The 16,231-nt window shown below is 62.3% G+C and carries 14 protein-coding genes; 6 read left to right on the forward strand and 8 right to left on the reverse strand.

What is annotated here, in order from left to right; genetic code table 11:
- From FAZ69_RS21240 to FAZ69_RS21250, 4 genes are all read left to right on the forward strand, one after another.
- On the forward strand, positions 1–830 hold an 830-nt coding region (locus FAZ69_RS21240; protein WP_304571730.1), incomplete at its 5' end, for a glycoside hydrolase family 19 protein.
- Positions 827–1,744, forward strand: coding sequence for a hypothetical protein (locus FAZ69_RS21245; protein WP_136897073.1), 918 nt, complete (start codon positions 827–829; stop codon positions 1,742–1,744). The genes FAZ69_RS21240 and FAZ69_RS21245, both read left to right, overlap by 4 nt.
- A 382-nt stretch (positions 1,745–2,126) precedes the next feature.
- A complete protein-coding gene (locus FAZ69_RS33335; protein WP_169708717.1) occupies positions 2,127–2,270 on the forward strand; it encodes a hypothetical protein in 144 nt (47 codons plus the stop codon).
- Positions 2,271–2,341: 71 nt separating this feature from the next.
- Positions 2,342–2,887: a hypothetical protein gene (locus FAZ69_RS21250; protein ID WP_136897074.1), complete on the forward strand. Its 546-nt coding sequence runs from the start codon at positions 2,342–2,344 to the stop codon at positions 2,885–2,887.
- Positions 2,888–2,956: 69 nt separating this feature from the next.
- Here the strand turns inward: FAZ69_RS21250 and FAZ69_RS21255 are convergent, their stop codons facing one another.
- Positions 2,957–5,479: a bifunctional acetate--CoA ligase family protein/GNAT family N-acetyltransferase gene (locus tag FAZ69_RS21255; RefSeq protein WP_136897075.1), complete on the reverse strand. Its 2,523-nt coding sequence runs from the start codon at positions 5,477–5,479 to the stop codon at positions 2,957–2,959.
- Between the two features lie 267 nt (positions 5,480–5,746).
- Between FAZ69_RS21255 and FAZ69_RS21260 the strand changes: the two genes are divergently transcribed.
- On the forward strand, positions 5,747–6,643 hold the full coding sequence (locus FAZ69_RS21260; RefSeq protein WP_136897076.1) for a LysR family transcriptional regulator: 897 nt from the start codon (positions 5,747–5,749) through the stop codon (positions 6,641–6,643).
- Between the two features lie 83 nt (positions 6,644–6,726).
- Here FAZ69_RS21260 and cyoD read toward each other — a convergent pair whose 3' ends face one another.
- The 5 genes from cyoD to FAZ69_RS33345 form a co-directional block, all read right to left on the reverse strand.
- Positions 6,727–7,062, reverse strand: a complete 336-nt coding sequence (gene cyoD, locus FAZ69_RS33595; RefSeq protein ID WP_136897077.1) for a cytochrome o ubiquinol oxidase subunit IV — start codon at positions 7,060–7,062, stop codon at positions 6,727–6,729.
- Positions 7,063–7,674, reverse strand: a complete 612-nt coding sequence (cyoC, locus tag FAZ69_RS33600) for a cytochrome o ubiquinol oxidase subunit III (protein WP_136897078.1) — start codon at positions 7,672–7,674, stop codon at positions 7,063–7,065.
- Positions 7,674–9,710 (reverse strand): cytochrome o ubiquinol oxidase subunit I, encoded by a 2,037-nt coding sequence (cyoB, locus tag FAZ69_RS21275; RefSeq protein WP_136897079.1) that lies wholly within the window; start codon positions 9,708–9,710, stop codon positions 7,674–7,676. The genes cyoC and cyoB overlap by 1 nt, the downstream gene beginning before the upstream one ends.
- A 4-nt stretch (positions 9,711–9,714) precedes the next feature.
- On the reverse strand, positions 9,715–10,605 hold the full coding sequence (gene cyoA, locus FAZ69_RS21280; RefSeq protein ID WP_136897080.1) for a ubiquinol oxidase subunit II: 891 nt from the start codon (positions 10,603–10,605) through the stop codon (positions 9,715–9,717).
- 218 nt (positions 10,606–10,823) lie between these two features.
- On the reverse strand, positions 10,824–10,988 hold the full coding sequence (locus FAZ69_RS33345) for a hypothetical protein (RefSeq protein ID WP_169708719.1): 165 nt from the start codon (positions 10,986–10,988) through the stop codon (positions 10,824–10,826).
- 737 nt (positions 10,989–11,725) lie between these two features.
- Between FAZ69_RS33345 and FAZ69_RS21285 the strand changes: the two genes are divergently transcribed.
- Positions 11,726–13,345, forward strand: coding sequence for a methyl-accepting chemotaxis protein (locus FAZ69_RS21285; protein ID WP_169708720.1), 1,620 nt, complete (start codon positions 11,726–11,728; stop codon positions 13,343–13,345).
- A gap of 10 nt (positions 13,346–13,355) precedes the next feature.
- On the opposite strand, the gene FAZ69_RS21290 is transcribed toward FAZ69_RS21285, so the two are convergent.
- Positions 13,356–14,957 (reverse strand): peptide chain release factor 3, encoded by a 1,602-nt coding sequence (locus FAZ69_RS21290; protein WP_136897081.1) that lies wholly within the window; start codon positions 14,955–14,957, stop codon positions 13,356–13,358.
- An 84-nt stretch (positions 14,958–15,041) separates the two neighbouring features.
- Positions 15,042–16,193 carry a glycosyltransferase family 4 protein gene (locus FAZ69_RS21295; protein WP_136897264.1) on the reverse strand — a complete coding sequence of 384 codons (1,152 nt, stop codon included), beginning with the start codon at positions 16,191–16,193 and terminating at the stop codon, positions 15,042–15,044.
- Between the last annotated feature and the right edge of the window lie 38 nt (positions 16,194–16,231).

Here is a 16,231-nt window from a genome sequence, read left to right on the forward strand (position 1 = left end):
AGCCGTATCACGATGCGGAGATCGAGCGGGTCAAGAAGCTGGTGTGGTGGGATGAGGTGCGCAACGCGGTGAAGGGGGAGTTTCCGGCGAGTCCGGATGTGTTTCATATTCATCCCGTCGCGATGGTGGGGAATTTCTCTTGCCCACACCGTTTGAATATCGACAAGTTCGTCGAGTTGTACAAGCAAAGACATTCTGGCGAGTTCGGCTGGTATGACGAAAAAACGAAAACGAAGATTTCTCTACCACCACTTCCCCAAAGATCAGAAGAAAATCTTCGAACGCTACTTCATTGGATCAATGACCTATACATAGCGATTAATCAAGATTTTTCGGCCAAGTATGTAGCCTATATGTTAGCCACGGCACGAGTTGAATCGTACGATTGGCATACTAAAGAATTCTTTGGACCAATCTCGGAGAAAATTAGCTATGAAGATGCAGAGTACGATTACGGATGCGGCGACGGGGCAAAGAATCCGGCTAGAGCGAAGAAACATGGCAACACCGAAATCGGCGATGGCTATAAATACAGAGGGCGAGGACTTGTTCAAATAACATGGAAGCAAAACTACACAGCGTTTAGCAGTATGGTCGGCGAGGATCTGGTTTCCAATCCCGATGAAGCCCTTTCATGGAAGAGTGCCGCACGAATTATGGTGGCCGGTATGACCAATGGAACATTCACCGGCTATAAACTCGCGGATTTCCTTGATGGCGCAAATTCGGACTACATCTCAGCAAGAAAAATCATTAACGGGGCGGATAAAAATTGGATCATTGCAGATTACGCAAATCATTTTTATAAGTTGATGGAGGAATGCACATGAAAATGCTCGCCGCTCATATTATTTGTGTTTTTTTTGTTTCACTTTCCGCACCAACAAGAGCAGCAGTGATTTGCGACTCGACGTCGAAAAACTGTAAGTTTTTCATCAATAACTCGGGCGCATTGATTGATGCCACTAGTGGCAAGACCATTGCTTTAGATGTTGGCAATACTGGAATGATGGCTGACGTTTCGGTATATCGCTATGGCGCGCAATATACGTTGATCCGCGAGAGCAACTCCAATGATCATGCCATCATTGCCGTTCCAATTTCCCAGAATGGGAATGATATCGGCTTCAAAATCGCTTACTATATTTCGATTGATATGATAGCCTCATCCGGCAAGCAGCAAGCCAAATGGAGCGGAAAAAAAGTAATCTCTGAATTTAGAAAAATTAACGGAGAAATCTGGACCACATCAGAAAAACTGCTAGATAACGTCGCAATCAAAATCACGCACGCCTCAGGGTTTCCTGAAACAACTATCTATATAGCAACTGACGAATTAGGCGATTCCGAGCATTGCTTTGCGCCGTTCAGAAAAGATGGAAACAACTTTCCGACAGAATTCATTTCTTGCCGAAAGGTTAATACCTTGCTGACAGATGGGGAAAACGTGTTTTCAGGCACCATAGGCAATATACCTGTTGAAATGGCGCTCAGCAACCGAGGTGACTCTCTGAGTGGAAAATATCGATATCTACGACAAAATAGCGGCTGGATCGATCTACGCGGAGTAATTTCGAAGAATGGCGAGGTAAGTATTGGTGAACTCGATAGATCAACAGAGGCTGTTACGGCTTCGTTTTCTGGTGTCGTTAGGGATGGAGCGCTCTCTGGACATTGGGTTTCCGCTGATGGCAGGAGGGCTTTGCCATTTGAATTGTATGTACAGGGTTTCGCGGATAATTAAGTAATGATCGATAAAACCATCCTCCAAACAAATTTTCACGCCGGACAAAGATCAGTGATTACGGATAAGGTTTACTTGTACGACGAACCCCTTCCCCCAAGTCAGCATGCGATATATTTAACAAAATTTGACCACGCGAAATTGATTGAGGCTTCCAATGATTTAAGATTTTTGCAAATAAAGTTTACGAATAAAATTCGCAATCCAATTAAAATATTGATTGATTTTCGTGATATAGATTTTTGCGCGAAATGAAAGGTCGAATCATTGCAATGGATGAGTGTTCGCTTCCCAAACATGACAACCCAATCGAATGCTGAACCACCATTGATCAATTTTGCCTTCCCATTTCGCGACGCGAAGGGCAAGCAGATTGTCGATCATGAAGATTTTCGTCGTGCAGGGTGTCACGATCGGCTTTGTCGGGGCGGCGACAGGCGTGGCGCTCGCTTGCCTCATCGCGTGGAGCATTCCGTCGCTGGCCGCTGCGTTACAAGTAAGCTGCCGCGTTCCGCCCATCACCTGAGTTAGAATAGCGCCCCTCTCAAAATCCGCATTCGCCGCACCCTCTCGCGGCGAATGCTCTGATAACACGCAATGGCGAAACTTCTGACCGACTCCGAATTCCAGCGCTTTTCCGAACTCCAGCAGAAGCAGGCGAGCTTCACGATCACGGCCGAAGAGGCCGACGAGCTGCGCGACATCGTCGCTCGCGCCCAGAAAAAGCGCGACGATCGCGCCGCCGCGATGCAAGCCATCGAAACCTACATCAGCCAGTTCGATATCTCGCCCGAAGAGCTGTTCTCCGCCGAGCAGATTGGCGAGGCCGCGCGCACCTTCGGCCTGATTCCGGCCGCGAAGAAAGAACGCGTGCTGCCGCCGTCGCTGACGTTCAACGGCAAGCCGTATCAATGGACCTCGCGCGCCCTGCCCGACGAAATCCGCGTACCGCTCTTCGACGCTTTCACGGCAGGCCAGTCCGTGAAGAGCTTCATCGCGACACCGAAGGACGCCACGCGCAACGCCGCGACGATCGCGCGTCTCGAGCGCGAAACGGGCGCAATCTATGCGGATGCGTGGCTGGAGGAGTTGGCGGTGTCGCGCGCGCAGGTCGATGATGCCGCGACGAAGCTCGCGGCCTGACGCGCACCGCACACGTCTCATTTCAGAACGACGGCTGGCGCCCTACTCTCGACAGGCGCGCAGCCGTCGTCAAGCCGAAGCCCCCGCCCCCAGCGCCAGGCGCAAACCCACCACGCCGGGATCCTCCGTCCGGGCGACGGCAAATCCCAGCGCCTTGGCGAGCGCGATCATCGGCGCGTTCTCGGCCAGCACTTCCCCGACGATCCATCGCGTGCCGCGCGAGCGCGCATACGCGATGATCCGCGTCATCAACAGCCGCCCCAGTCCCTTGCCTTTCTGATCGGAGCGCACGGCGACCGCGAATTCCGCGGTCTCGTTGTCGGGGTCCGCGATCGCGCGCACGACGCCGAGCGTCGTCACCGCGCCGTTCCCGTCTTCGGATGTCGCGATCAGCGCCATCTCGCGGTCGTAGTCGATCTGCGTCATGCGCGCGAGCTGCGAGTGATCGAAGCCGCGCACCGCGCCGAAGAAGCGCAGACGCAAATCGTCCGCCGTCATCGATTTGATGAACGCGTTGTGCGCGGCTTCGTCTTCAGGACGGATCGGGCGGATCGTCAGGCGCTCGCCGCGCCAATCGAGCGTCTCTTCGAGGCGGCGCGGATAGGGGACGATCGCAAGACGGCTGCGCGCCGCCGCGACCGTGATGCGCGGCGCGACGAGCACGGCGCGCGTACGCGTCACGCGCAGCGTGACTTGCAAACCGGCGAGCTCCTTCACGTCGCACACCGCTTGCGACAAAGCCGTCAGCGCGGCAAGCACCGGCTCGATCGAACACACCGCACGCGCGTATGGCGAACGCGAAACGACGTCGCGCGAGAGGATCGGGTTCAGCGGCGGCAGGCTATAGACGCAAACCGGTGCCGAGACGCCGTCGGCGGACGGCGCGGTAAAGCGGAACACCGGGCCGAAGTTCGCATCGTCGCGCAACTCGATGGCGAGATCGACGATCTTGGCGTCGTCGTCGGCGGCGGTAGCCGATGAGTCCGGGCAGCCGCTTGCGTTGCGGATATCGACGATGCCGCCTTCGGCAACACCGCCTTCGTAGGCATGCACGCTCGCCGCGTCGCGAGGGCTCCCGCGCAGGACCGTCAAGCCAAAGCATTCGAAGAAGCGCGCCGCGGCCTCGCCCGATAGCTCGGCCTGCCCCGCGGCCACCGCGCTCCTCGCCTGCGCCTGCGCCGCGTCGATCGCCTCGGGAACCTGCGCGGGCAGGCCTTCCGGCGTCTGCATCAGCAGCTCGCGCACGAGCCGGTAGTCGACGAGACGCGCAAACGCGCGCGCGAGCCGCTGCGGCGTCGTGTGCACGGGAATCCCCTGCGCGTGCAGCGCGTCGCGCGTGGCGTTGTCCACCCCGCCGAAAAAGCACGCCAGCAGCCCGCGATACGCGAACTTCTGATTCTCGATCAACACGCGTGCGACTTCGGCGACGGGAGCGCTGTGCGTCGGCGCGTGCACGACGAATGCGGTGCCGGTGTCGCGATGCGGCGCGAGCGCTTGCAGCGCGCGGCCGAAATGCTCGGGCAGCGCGTCGCCGCCGAGCAGCAGCGGGTTGCCGCCCAGCGGGTTGCCCAGCAACGCCCGGTCTTGGCGCGCGCCGCGCGCTGCGGACAAATGCGGCAACGCTTCGGCCACCGCGCGCGCCGCTCCGTCAGGCCACAGGGCGAGCGCGTCGCCGGCCGCGGCAAACGCGTCGGCGGCGAGCGTCGCCACGCCACGGTCGCTCGTGATCAACGTGGCCGACGAGCTCGCGGCCACGCGCCCCACGCCGAGCGTCTCGATCTCGTCGAGCAGATCGTCGAGCGAATGGACGCGCACCACCCCGGCCCGCTGGAACGCGGAACTATAGAGCGCGTCGTCGGCATCCGAGCGCCCCGAGCGCAGCGCAAGCACCGGCTTGTTGCGCGCAGCCGCGCGCGCCGCCGACATGAACTTGCGCGCCGCGCGCACCGTCTCCAACTCGAGCAGGATCGCGCGCGTGTTCGGGTCGCTGGCGAGATAGTCGAGCACGTCGCCAGCGTCGACGTCGGCCTCGTCGCCGAGCGCGATCGCATGCGAGAACCCGAGCCCGCGCGCATGCGCCCAGCCGAGGACGGCGTTCGTGAGCGCATTCGACTGCGAGACCCAGGCGACGCCGCCCTGCTTCACCGGAAACGGCGCCGCGCCGAACTGCGCGCTCAACGCAGGTGTGATGACGCCGACGCTGCCCGGCCCGACGATGCGCAGCAAATACGGCCGCGCCGCCGTCAGCGCCTGCGCGAGCGCGTCGCGTTCGTCGCCGCGCCTGACCTCGCCGATGATGATCGCCGCGCGCGTGCCGAGCTTGCCGAGCTTGTGGACGATGGCCGGCCACGTGGCGGGCGGCGAGCAGATCAGCGCGACGCTCGGCGCCTCGGGCAAATCGCGGACGTCGCCGAAGGCGGCCTGTCCGTTCAGCTCGGCGTATTTCGGATTGACGGGCCACACCGGACCGGCGAAGCCGCCGCCGAGGACACGCGCCCAGACCATCGCGCCGATACTGCGCGGCCGCAGCGAAGCGCCGACCACGGCGACCGATTTGGGCCGAAACAACGCGTCGAGATTGCGAACGGTCATGGATGCTCCGTGAGAATGACTTGGCGCCGCGCGAGGCGGAATCGCGGCAGGGGCACGAATCATCGCTAGCATAGGCGATCGAGCCGCCTCGCGCGACGCGCGTTTATCCGCCGCGCGGCTGCCCTTCGCGGCGGACGCAGCCCGGCCTCGCGGCGAAACTTCGGCATAATCGCAGAACTCGACAAACCGGGGACAGACGCCCCCCATGCGCTCGATGCGCTCGATGCGCTCGATGCGCAAACACAAGTACGACAGAAGGACATAGACATGCGGCGCTTGCCATCGCTGATCGCGTTGCGCTTTTTCGAAGAGACGGCCCGGCACCTGAGTTTCAATCGCGCGGCGGCCGCGCTGTGCGTCACGCAAGGCGCCGTGAGCCGCCAGATCAAGATTCTCGAAGACTCGCTCGGCGCCAAGCTGTTCGAGCGCGACCACAAGGGCATCCGGCTCACGCCCGCAGGCGAACAGCTGCTGCCGTGCGTCGCCGCCGCCTTCGACACGATCGAGCGCGGCACGCGGCAGCTCGCGTCGATGACCGGACGCAAGCGTCTCGTGCTGTCCGTTCCGCCGACCTTCGCGACGCAGTGGTTCTCACCGCGCCTTGGGTCGCTCGCGGTCGAATTGCCGGATGTCGAGCTGTCGGTGCGCACTGTACCGAGCGATGACTGCCACTGCAGCGTCCGCTTCGGCCGCGAGGCGCGGCCCGGCGCGCAATCGGAGCTGCTGATGATCGAGCGGCATACGCTCATCGGCGCATCCAGGCTCGCCGGCGAGCCGCTCGAGACCTTGCTCGAACGCATGCCGGCGCTGCATGTGCTGCACAACGACCGGCGGCTCGAGCTCTGGCCGAACTGGCTCGCGAAGGCGCAACTGCCCGCGCGCTACGCGGAGAACGGCATCGAGTTCTCGAATCTGGAGCAGGCAATTCACGCGGCGCGCAAAGGCGTCGGGCTCGCGGTTGTGGATCTCAACATGATCGCCGAGGAGCTGGCAGACGGATCGCTCGTGCGCATCTCCGATGTCGAGGTCACGGGGCCGTTCGGTTATTGGCTCGATATCGGCACGCATCATGCAACGCTCGAGCACGTACAGGCGTTTGCGAGCTGGATGCGCGAAGAGGTCCTGAAAATGTCCGACGCAGGCGGAAGCGCGACGACGCCCTAAAAAAAATTCGCGCGGGCATGCCCGCGCGAACCGGTACTGACGTGGAGGAACGCGGCGCGAAACGCCGCGCCGCGGCCTGCGAACTATCGCGCCATCATGTTCATGGCAACGTTGTGCATCACCCACACCGTGCCGACGATCAGGAACAGCACGCACAGCACCGTATAGCCGAACGCCAGCGAATCCCAGCGCTGTTGCGACGACTTCACGCCCATGTGCAGGAAGCACACGAGATGCACGAGGATCTGCACAAAGGCCAGCACGGCGAGCACGATCATCGACGGACCCGGCGCCCATACGCCGCCGATCACGAGCCCGAACGCGGCGACGGTCAGGATCACCGACAGCACGAACCCGATGACGTAGCCGCGCTTGCTGCCGTGTCCGGCTTCCGCTTGAATGGTATGCGCTTGAGACATTTAGACCACGCTCCCAAGATAGACAAAGGTAAACACGCAGATCCACACGATATCGAGGAAGTGCCAGAACAAGCTCAGGCACGTGAGCCGCGTGAGATCGCGCTGGGACAGGCTCGGCTTGCGCATGATCTGCACCACGAGCGTCGCCATCCAGATCAAACCGATCAGGACGTGCAGGCCGTGCGTGCCGACCAGCGTGAAGAACGCCGAGAAGAACGCACTGCGCTGCGGCCCCGCGCCCTCGTGGATCAAATGCGCGAACTCCTGCATTTCGAGCACGAGGAACGCGACGCCCAGTACGAACGTCACGCCGAGCCACTTGAGCACCGTGCCCGTCTGCTTCTTGTAGGCGCCGATCATCGCGAAGCCGTACGTGATGCTGCTCAAAAGCAGCAGCGCGGTTTCCAGCGCGACGCCGGGAATATCGAACAGGTCCTTGGCCGTCGGCCCGCCCGCGAACTGGTGGCCCAGCACCGCGAACGTCGCGAACAACGACGCGAACAGAAAACAGTCGGTCATCAGATACAGCCAGAACCCGAAAACCGAATGCGACTCGTGCTCGTGGTCGTGGCCCGATTCGCCGTGTGCGGCGACAAGGGTTTGCGTCGACATCAGATGACCTCCTCTTCTTCAAGCGCTTCGCGGCGCTCTTTTTCCTTCGTCTTGCCCGGACGCTTGCCTTCGATGGCCGCCCAGCGCTTGTCCTCGATCGCCTTGACCTGCGCGGCTGGAATGTAATAGCCGTCGTGCTCGCCGAAGCTGCGGCCGATCACGATCGCCGCGATGGCGAAGAGCCCCACGGCCGCCAGCCACCAGATGTGCCACACCAGCGCAAAGCCGAGCACCAGCGCGGACATGCCGATGAAGAAACCGGCGCTCGTGTTCGAAGGCATGTGGATGTCCTTGTAGACGGCGTCCTTGCCGAGACCGCGGCCGGTTTCCTTCATGTGCGCGAAGGCGTCGATGTCGTGCACGACGGGAATCACCGCGAAGTTGTAGGCCGGCGGTGGCGACGAGGTCGCCCACTCGAGCGTGCGGCCGCCCCACGGGTCGCCCGTCACGTCGCGGTATTCCGGCTTGTTGCGGTTGAGCACGGCCACCACGATGCTCGCGACCTGGCACACCACGCCGCACGCGATCAGCACGACGCCGCCCGCCGCGACGATCAGCCAAGGATGCCACGCCGGGTTGTCGTAGTGGTTCAGGCGGCGCGTCATGCCCATGAAGCCGAGCACGTAGAGCGGCGTGAACGCCACGACGAAGCCCCACAGCCAGAACCAGAATCCGGCCTTGCCGAGCTTCTCGTTCAGCTTGAAGCCGAACACCTTCGGGAACCAGTAGTGGACGCCGGCGAGATAGCCGAACACCACGCCGCCGATGATCGTGTTATGGAAGTGCGCGATCAGGAACACGCTGTTGTGCAGCACGAAGTCGGCGCCCGGAATCGCGAGCATCACGCCCGTCGCGCCGCCGATCGTGAACGTGATCATGAAGCCGATCGTCCACAGCACCGGCGCCTTGAAATCGATGCGGCCGCGGTACATCGTGAACAGCCAGTTGAAGATCTTCACGCCGGTCGGGATCGCGATGATCATCGTCGCGATCCCGAAGAACGCGTTGACGTTCGCTCCCGAGCCCATCGTGAAGAAGTGATGGAGCCACACGAGGAACGACAGCACCACGATGGTCGCGCTTGCGTACACCATCGTCTTGTAGCCGAACAGCGGCTTCTTCGCGTACGTCGCGATCACTTCCGAGTAGATGCCGAACGCCGGCAGAACCAGGATGTAGACCTCGGGGTGTCCCCAGGCCCAGATCAGGTTCAGGTACAGCATCATGTTGCCGCCGAGCTCGTTCGTGAAGAAGTGCATGCCCAGGTAGCGGTCGAGGCCGAGCAACGCGAGCGCTACCGTCAGGATCGGGAACGTCGCCATGATCAGGATGTTCGAGCACAGCGCGGTCCACGTGAACACCGGCATTCTCATCAGCTTCATGCCGGGCGCGCGCATCTTGATGATGGTCACGAAGAAGTTGATTCCGCTGATCAGCGTGCCGACGCCGGAGAGCTGCAGGCTCCATATGTAGTAGTCGACCCCCACCCCTGGACTGAACTGCAGCTCCGACAACGGCGGATAAGCGAGCCAGCCCGTCTGCGCGAACTCGCCGATCACGAGCGACACGTTGATCAGGACCGCAGCGATCGCCGTCATCCAGAACGAGAGCGAGTTCAGGAACGGGAAGGCCACGTCGCGCGCGCCGATCTGCAGCGGCACGATCAGGTTGAACAGGCCCACCATCAGCGCCATCGCCATGAAGAAGATCATGATGACGCCGTGCGCGGTGAAGATCTGGTCGTAGTGGTGCGGGGGCAGATAGCCGGGGCTGTCGAAGGCGATGGCCTGCTGCGCGCGCATCATCACGGCGTCGGAAAAGCCGCGCAGCAGCATCAGCCCCGCGACGACGAGATACATCACGCCGATCCGCTTGTGGTCGACGCTCGTCAGCCACTCGGTCCACAGGTATTTCCACTTGCCGAACCAAGTGATCGCGCCGCCTGCGCACAGCACGATGATCCCCATGAAGACCGCCGCGCCCACGATGATGGGCTCGTGGTACGGGATCGCATCAAGTGTCAGTTTTCCGAACATGCGCTTACCCCTGGATGCGGCAAACATTCCCCGTCATATCGAGGTAATGGCCGTTGTTGTACTTCGCCATAATCTTGTGGAAGAGCTCCGGATCGGTCGACGAGAAGTACCGCACCGGGTTCTTCTCGCTCGGCTTCGCCACCGCGTAGTAGGTGTCCATGTCGAGCCGCTCGGACGACGCCTTCACCTTCTGCACCCACGACTTGAACTCCTCGGGCGAGGTGGCGAGCGCGCGGAATTTCATGTCGGAAAAGCCGGGGCCGCTGTAGTTCGCCGAGATGCCCGCGTAGTCGCCCGGGTGATCGGCGATCAGGTGCAGCTTCGTCTGCATGCCCGCCATCGCGTAGATCTGGCCGCCGAGCTGCGGGATGAAGAACGAGTTCATCACCGCATCCGACGTGATGCGGAAGTTGACCGGCGTGCCAGCCGGGAACGCGACCTGGTTGACAGACGCGATGCCGTACTCCGGATAGATGAAGAGCCACTTCCAGTCGAGCGCCACGACTTGCACGTCGATCGGCTTGACGTCCGATTCGATTGGCCGGTACGGATCGAGCTCGTGGGTGGTCTTCCACGTGAGAATCGCAAGGAACAGGATGATCAGCGACGGGATGGTCCAGACGACGACTTCGATCGCCGTGGAATGCGACCATTTCGGCGCATAGGTCGCTTTCGTATTCGACGCACGGTAGCGCCAGGCGAATACCAGCGTCAGTACGATGACCGGTACGACGACGATCAGCATGGCGTAGGTTGCCGTTGCGATCAGCGATTTTTCGGCGTGGCCGATGCTGCCTTTGGGGTCCAGCACTTCGAGATTGCTGCAGCCGGACAGACACAAGATCAGTCCGATTCCGAAGGGAGTAAGCCACCTTCTGATGGTTTTTCTGTCCATTACCTTTGCCCGTTTTTCATTGATCCACCCTCTCTCTTTCTTTCTGCCATTCCGGCACGCGCGAGACGGCAAGTCTGGAATGTGCCGGCGCAGATTCTACGGAGAGCTGCAGAAACACATCGTGATCTTTCTCAAACAAAGCGCATAACGGCGCTTAAGTTCTTTGAGTTCCCGGAGGGAGGAATGGTCGAAGGCGATTGCGCCCGGTGAGGAGCGTGTCAGGCTCGTTCGCGGCCGGGCCGCGTCGCCGGCGCGAATTGATTATCGACAGGTGATTGCCCGGAATCGCTTGGCCGGCGGTCGTCCAAGGCAAAAATCGAGACGAAGCCCCGCAACTTGGCGAGCACATCGCCGGCGCGGCGCGTTGTGACGATTTGCCGCATGGACGAAGTCGCGGCGGGGCTCCTGGATGCGCCGAAGCAAGGGTAGGACCGCCAACAAATCGAGAACAGCGCCGCGGCAATGCGCCGCGGACTTACGCCAACTCACACCTTGAAAATGGCAACCTGATCCGCCGGCCGGTTCACTTGTTCGTTGAGCGACGTTGCCGTCGCCGGCCGGGCCGAGGAAATCGTCGCTGGCGCCCTGGTACATGACCGGCGCCGTATCGAACTCAAGAGTCGGCAGGGTATTGAATTTATGCCATCACCGACGGTGTCCTTACGATTGGCCCCATCAAATCCTCGCTCCCACGAAGGCTTGCTTTCAAAGCCTTGCTGCTTGATTGGCTCCGGTGGCGGATATGCCATATTCCCGTCGCGTTCCGGCCAATAAATAGCCTGTTTCTCCGGATAACTCGGGATGCTTGCCGAGGGGGCCATAAAATACGCGCCCCCCTCTTTCAGCCCGACATCGACGTCAGCCGGCACAACGGCTCACGCTCAATCATCCGATAAAAGGCCGCCGCGCACCGCGCCGACAAGAAGGTCGGGAAATCCCTACCAGGCCTAGCGATAAAGAAAACGCCCCGGGCAGCCGTAGTCCAGATTTGGCACACCGCCTACTCGATTGCCTCGCTCAACACCGCCAAGCCCGACTGGAAAATCCCCGGGGGCGAGCCTTCTTCGGCAACATGAAACATGACCGCAATCCTCTTACGAATAGGCGAAAAGGAAACTCCATGAACTGGTTCGCGAATTTGAAGATCGCCACACGACTCATGGCCCTGTTGCTGGTGGCCCTGGTTGCGTTATGCGGCATCACGGGCTTCGGTTTGTACCAAGCCAGCCGAGTATACGAATCCGCGAGCTATGCGGCGGTGAACACGGTGCCGAGCCTCGTCGTGCTCGACAACGCGCAGTCGGCCTTCGACACGATGCAACGCCTGACGACCGAGCACATCCTCTCCAACGATCCCGAACGCCTCAAAGATCTGGAAGAGAAGATCGGTCAGCAACGACGCGAGATCGACGCCCAGTTCAAGAATTACGAGCCGCTCATCTCCGACGACAAGGACAAGGGCATGCTCGCGACGGACCGCTCGCTGATGGCTCAGTTCGACTCGGTCCGCGACAACGTGCTCGCGCGCTCGCGCGACGACAAAAAAGAGCAAGCCGCCGCTCTGATGCGCACCAGCCTCTTCGAACTCGTGAAGCAAATGGATGCGGCGCTGGCAGCCCATCGCGCCTACAACCTGGAACTCGGTCAGGGCGGCACGAATGACGCGAAGCACATTTTCAACAATGCGAAGCTGCTCGAGTCGGCGAGCTCGGCGGCGGTGCTGATCGTTGTGCTGGTGCTTGGCGCGCTGATTTCCCGATCGATCACGCGTCCGCTCGGCGAAGCCGTGAAACTTGCCGATGCCGTCGCGCAGGGCGATCTGACCCGGCGCGCCGACGCGACGTCCAAAGACGAGATCGGGCAGTTGCTCGGGGCGCTGACGAACATGACCGACGGACTGAAACGCGTGGTCGACCGCGTCCGCGCCGGCAGCGAGTTGATCGCCATTGCAACGGCCCAAAGCGCGGCGGGCAACATAGATCTGTCCTCCCGCACCGAGGAGCAGGCGGCCGCCCTCGAGGAAACCGCCGCCAGCATGACGCAGCTGACCGAGACGGTGAAGCAGAGCGCCGACAACGCGCGCCAGGCCAACGCCCTGGCAACGAACGCCACCGGCATGGCCGACGCCGGCAACGACACCGTGCAGGCCATGGTGCAGACCATCGGCAAGATCAGCGGCAGTTCCAGCAAGATCTCGGAGATCACCGGCGTCATCGAAGGCATCGCATTCCAGACCAACATCCTCGCGCTGAACGCCGCGGTGGAAGCCGCCCGTGCGGGAGAGCAGGGGCGCGGCTTTGCCGTCGTGGCAAGCGAAGTCCGCAGCCTGGCCCAGCGCTCCGCTGCCGCGGCGAAAGAAATCAAGGACCTGATCGCCTCGTCGGTCGCCCTGATTCACGACGGCGCGACACAGGCAGCGGACGTCGGCGCGACGATGGGGGACGTGAAGCAGGCCATCAAGCAGGTCTCGGATATCGTCGCCGAGATTGCCGCGGCCTCGGAGGAGCAAAGCCGCGGCATCGAGCAGGTCCACCGGGCAGTCAGCCAGATGGACGAGGTCACGCAGCAGAATGCCGCGCTCGTGGAGCAGGCTGCCGCGGCGGCGCAGTCGCTCGAAGAACAGGCGAACGACCTGAAAGTCACCGTAGCGGTGTTCAGGCTCGACGATAGGGAGTCATCGGTCTCGCGAACGGTCATGCTTCAGAGCGGGCCGCGCCTTGCCGCGCCGCTTCACGCATGACCGGGGCCGGTCACATGCTCTTGCGGAACGGCGCCCCCGAATGCTCGCGCAGCTCGTTGAACACGATCTTCGGCCAAGCCTTCTGCGCGACCTCGATCTCCGAGATGTGCGACGCGAGATACGTCGGCGCATTCGACGCATCGAGCGCGATCCGCACCGCGTAGGCGTCCATGAAGCGACGCAGTTCGCCCGCATCGTCGCAGGTCACCCAGCGCGACATCCGGTAGCGCGCCGGCATGATCCGCACGTCGACCTTGTACTCGGCGGACAGCCGGTGCGACACCACCTCGAACTGCAACTGCCCGACCGCGCCGAGAATCGTCAAGCCGCCGTGCGCCGGGCGGAACACCTGGATCGCGCCCTCCTCGCCCAACTGCTTCAACGCCTCGCCGAGCTGCTTTGCGCGCATCGGGTCGACCACCTCGATGGTCTGGAAGATTTCCGGCGCGAAGAACGGCAGGCCGACGAACTGCAGCGCCTCGCCTTCGGTCAGCGTGTCGCCGAGGCTCAGCGTGCCGTGGTTGGGGATGCCGATGATGTCGCCGGGATAGGCCTCGCTCACCGTCTCGCGCCGCTGCGAGAGGAACGTCACCACGTTGTTCGCGCGGAAGGTCTTGCCCGAGCGCGACACCTTGAGCGCCATGCCGCGCTCGAAGCGGCCCGAACAGACGCGGATGAACGCGACGCGGTCGCGGTGCGCGAGATCCATGTTCGCCTGCACCTTGAAGACGACGCCCGTAAACTTCGGCTCGTCTGGCTGCACCGGGCGCTGAACCGCCATGCGCATCGACGGCGGCGGCGCGAGGTCGACGAGCGCGTCGAGAATCTCCTTCACGCCGAAGTTGTTGATCGCCGAGCCGAACAGCACGGGCGACTGGTCGCCGGCCAGGAAGGCTTCGCGGTCGAACGTGGGCGTCGCGCCCGAGATCAGCTCGACCTCCTCCATCGCCTTCGTCCACGGAAAGCCGAAGCGCTGCTCGCCTTCTTCGTGGCCGATGCCTTGCAGCGTTTCGACATCGCCGCCCGCGGTGTCTTGCCCGGCGCGAAATACGCGCACTTGGTCGCGCTGGACGTCGTAGACGCCGCGAAACTCCTTGCCCATGCCGATCGGCCAGGTGAACGGCACGGCCGAAACGCCCAGGTGCTGCTCGATTTCGTCGAGCAGGTCGAGCGGCTCGCGCACCTCGCGGTCGAGCTTGTTGATGAACGTGACGATCGGCGTGCGGCGGCTGCGGCAGACTTCGAGCAGCTTGAGCGTCTGCGCTTCGACGCCGTTCGCGCCATCGATCACCATCACGGCTGCATCGACGGCCGTCAGCACGCGGTAGGTGTCTTCGGAGAAGTCCTCGTGGCCCGGGGTGTCGAGCAGGTTGATGACGGCGTCGCCGTATTCGAACTGCATCACCGAACTCGCGACCGAAATGCCGCGCTGCTTTTCGATCTCCATCCAGTCGGAGGTCGCGTAGCGGCCGCTCTTGCGACCCTTCACGGTGCCCGCGATCTGGATCGCGCCCGAGAACAGCAGCAGCTTTTCGGTGAGCGTCGTTTTACCGGCGTCCGGGTGGGAGATGACCGCGAACGTGCGGCGGCGTTTGAGTTCAGATACGGACATGTTGGTCGGCGATTCGGGGATTTTCGGGCAACCCGTGATGATACACGGAGCTGATCCTGCCCTCTTTCTACCCTTTCCGCCGCATCACGCCGCCGCAATCGCCTCCGCGTACACCTCGGCAACCCGCCGCGCGATCACCGCGTTATCGAAGTTATCGCGCGCATAGGCATGGCAGGCCTCTGCATCAGGCAACGCGATCTCGCCGTCGAGCACCGCCCCGACTCCTTCCGCAATCGCCTCCGCCCCGGTCGAGCGCAGCACGAGGTCTTTCGACAACCCCGCCACCGCCTCCGGCAGCCCACCCACGGGCGTCACCAGCACCGGCGTCCCCGCCGCCAGCGATTCCACCGTAATCAAGCCGAACCCTTCGAGCGCGACCGTCGGCACGACGCTGATCGTCGCCGCGCGATACAACGCCGCCAGATGCTCGTCGGGGACGAAGCCGAGCAGCTTCACGTTGTCTTCGAGACCGCTCGCGTCGATGCGCGCCTGCAATTCGTCCTGCAAGCGCCCCTTCCCGGCAATCAAGAGCAGCACATCCGGATGCCGCGCTTTCACTGTCTTGATCGCGTCGATCAGATCCTCGAGCCCCATGCGCTTCACGAGCCGCCGCACCGCCAGCACGATCGGCCGGTCCTGCGGCAATTGCAGGCGTCGGCGCGCTTCACGTTTCGTGATGTCCAAGTCGAATTGCGCGACGTTCACGCAGCCGGGCACCACGCGAATGCGCTCCGGCGCGATGCCATACCGCGAGCTGAGAATCTGCCCGAACGCCTCCGACAACACGATGAGCCGCGACGAGCGCGCATACACCGTGCGCTCCAGCATGTGCTTCGCGCGCTGCCCGAGCGAATCGGCGCCTTCGACATGGCTCTCGTCGGCCCACGGCCCCTGGAAGTGCGACACCTGCGGAATGCCGCGCAGCACATCGAGGCCCGGAAACGTATAGAGCGCGAAATGCGACGAGATCACGTCGGGCCGCTCTTCGCGCACCACGTTCGCAAGCATCTTGCGCGCCGCCATCAGGCGCAGCGGCAGCGAGCGCGCGGCCGGGCCGAAGCCCCGGATCGCGCCGCCGGTGTCGGCGGCGACGCGCGGCGAGCCCGCCACCATCCCGCGCACGGCGACGCCCGCCCCCGGCAGCGCGCCGACGAGCGAGTAGTACATGCGATCCAAGCCGCCCGCGCGCTCGGGGAACCAGTGCATGCCGATCTGCAGCGATTTGATCGAGCGCATCGGCCTGCCGCCACCGGAACCGTTCGACGACGACGCGC

The organism is Trinickia terrae (genome assembly GCF_005144415.1).
GTDB lineage: Bacteria > Pseudomonadota > Gammaproteobacteria > Burkholderiales > Burkholderiaceae > Trinickia_A > Trinickia_A terrae.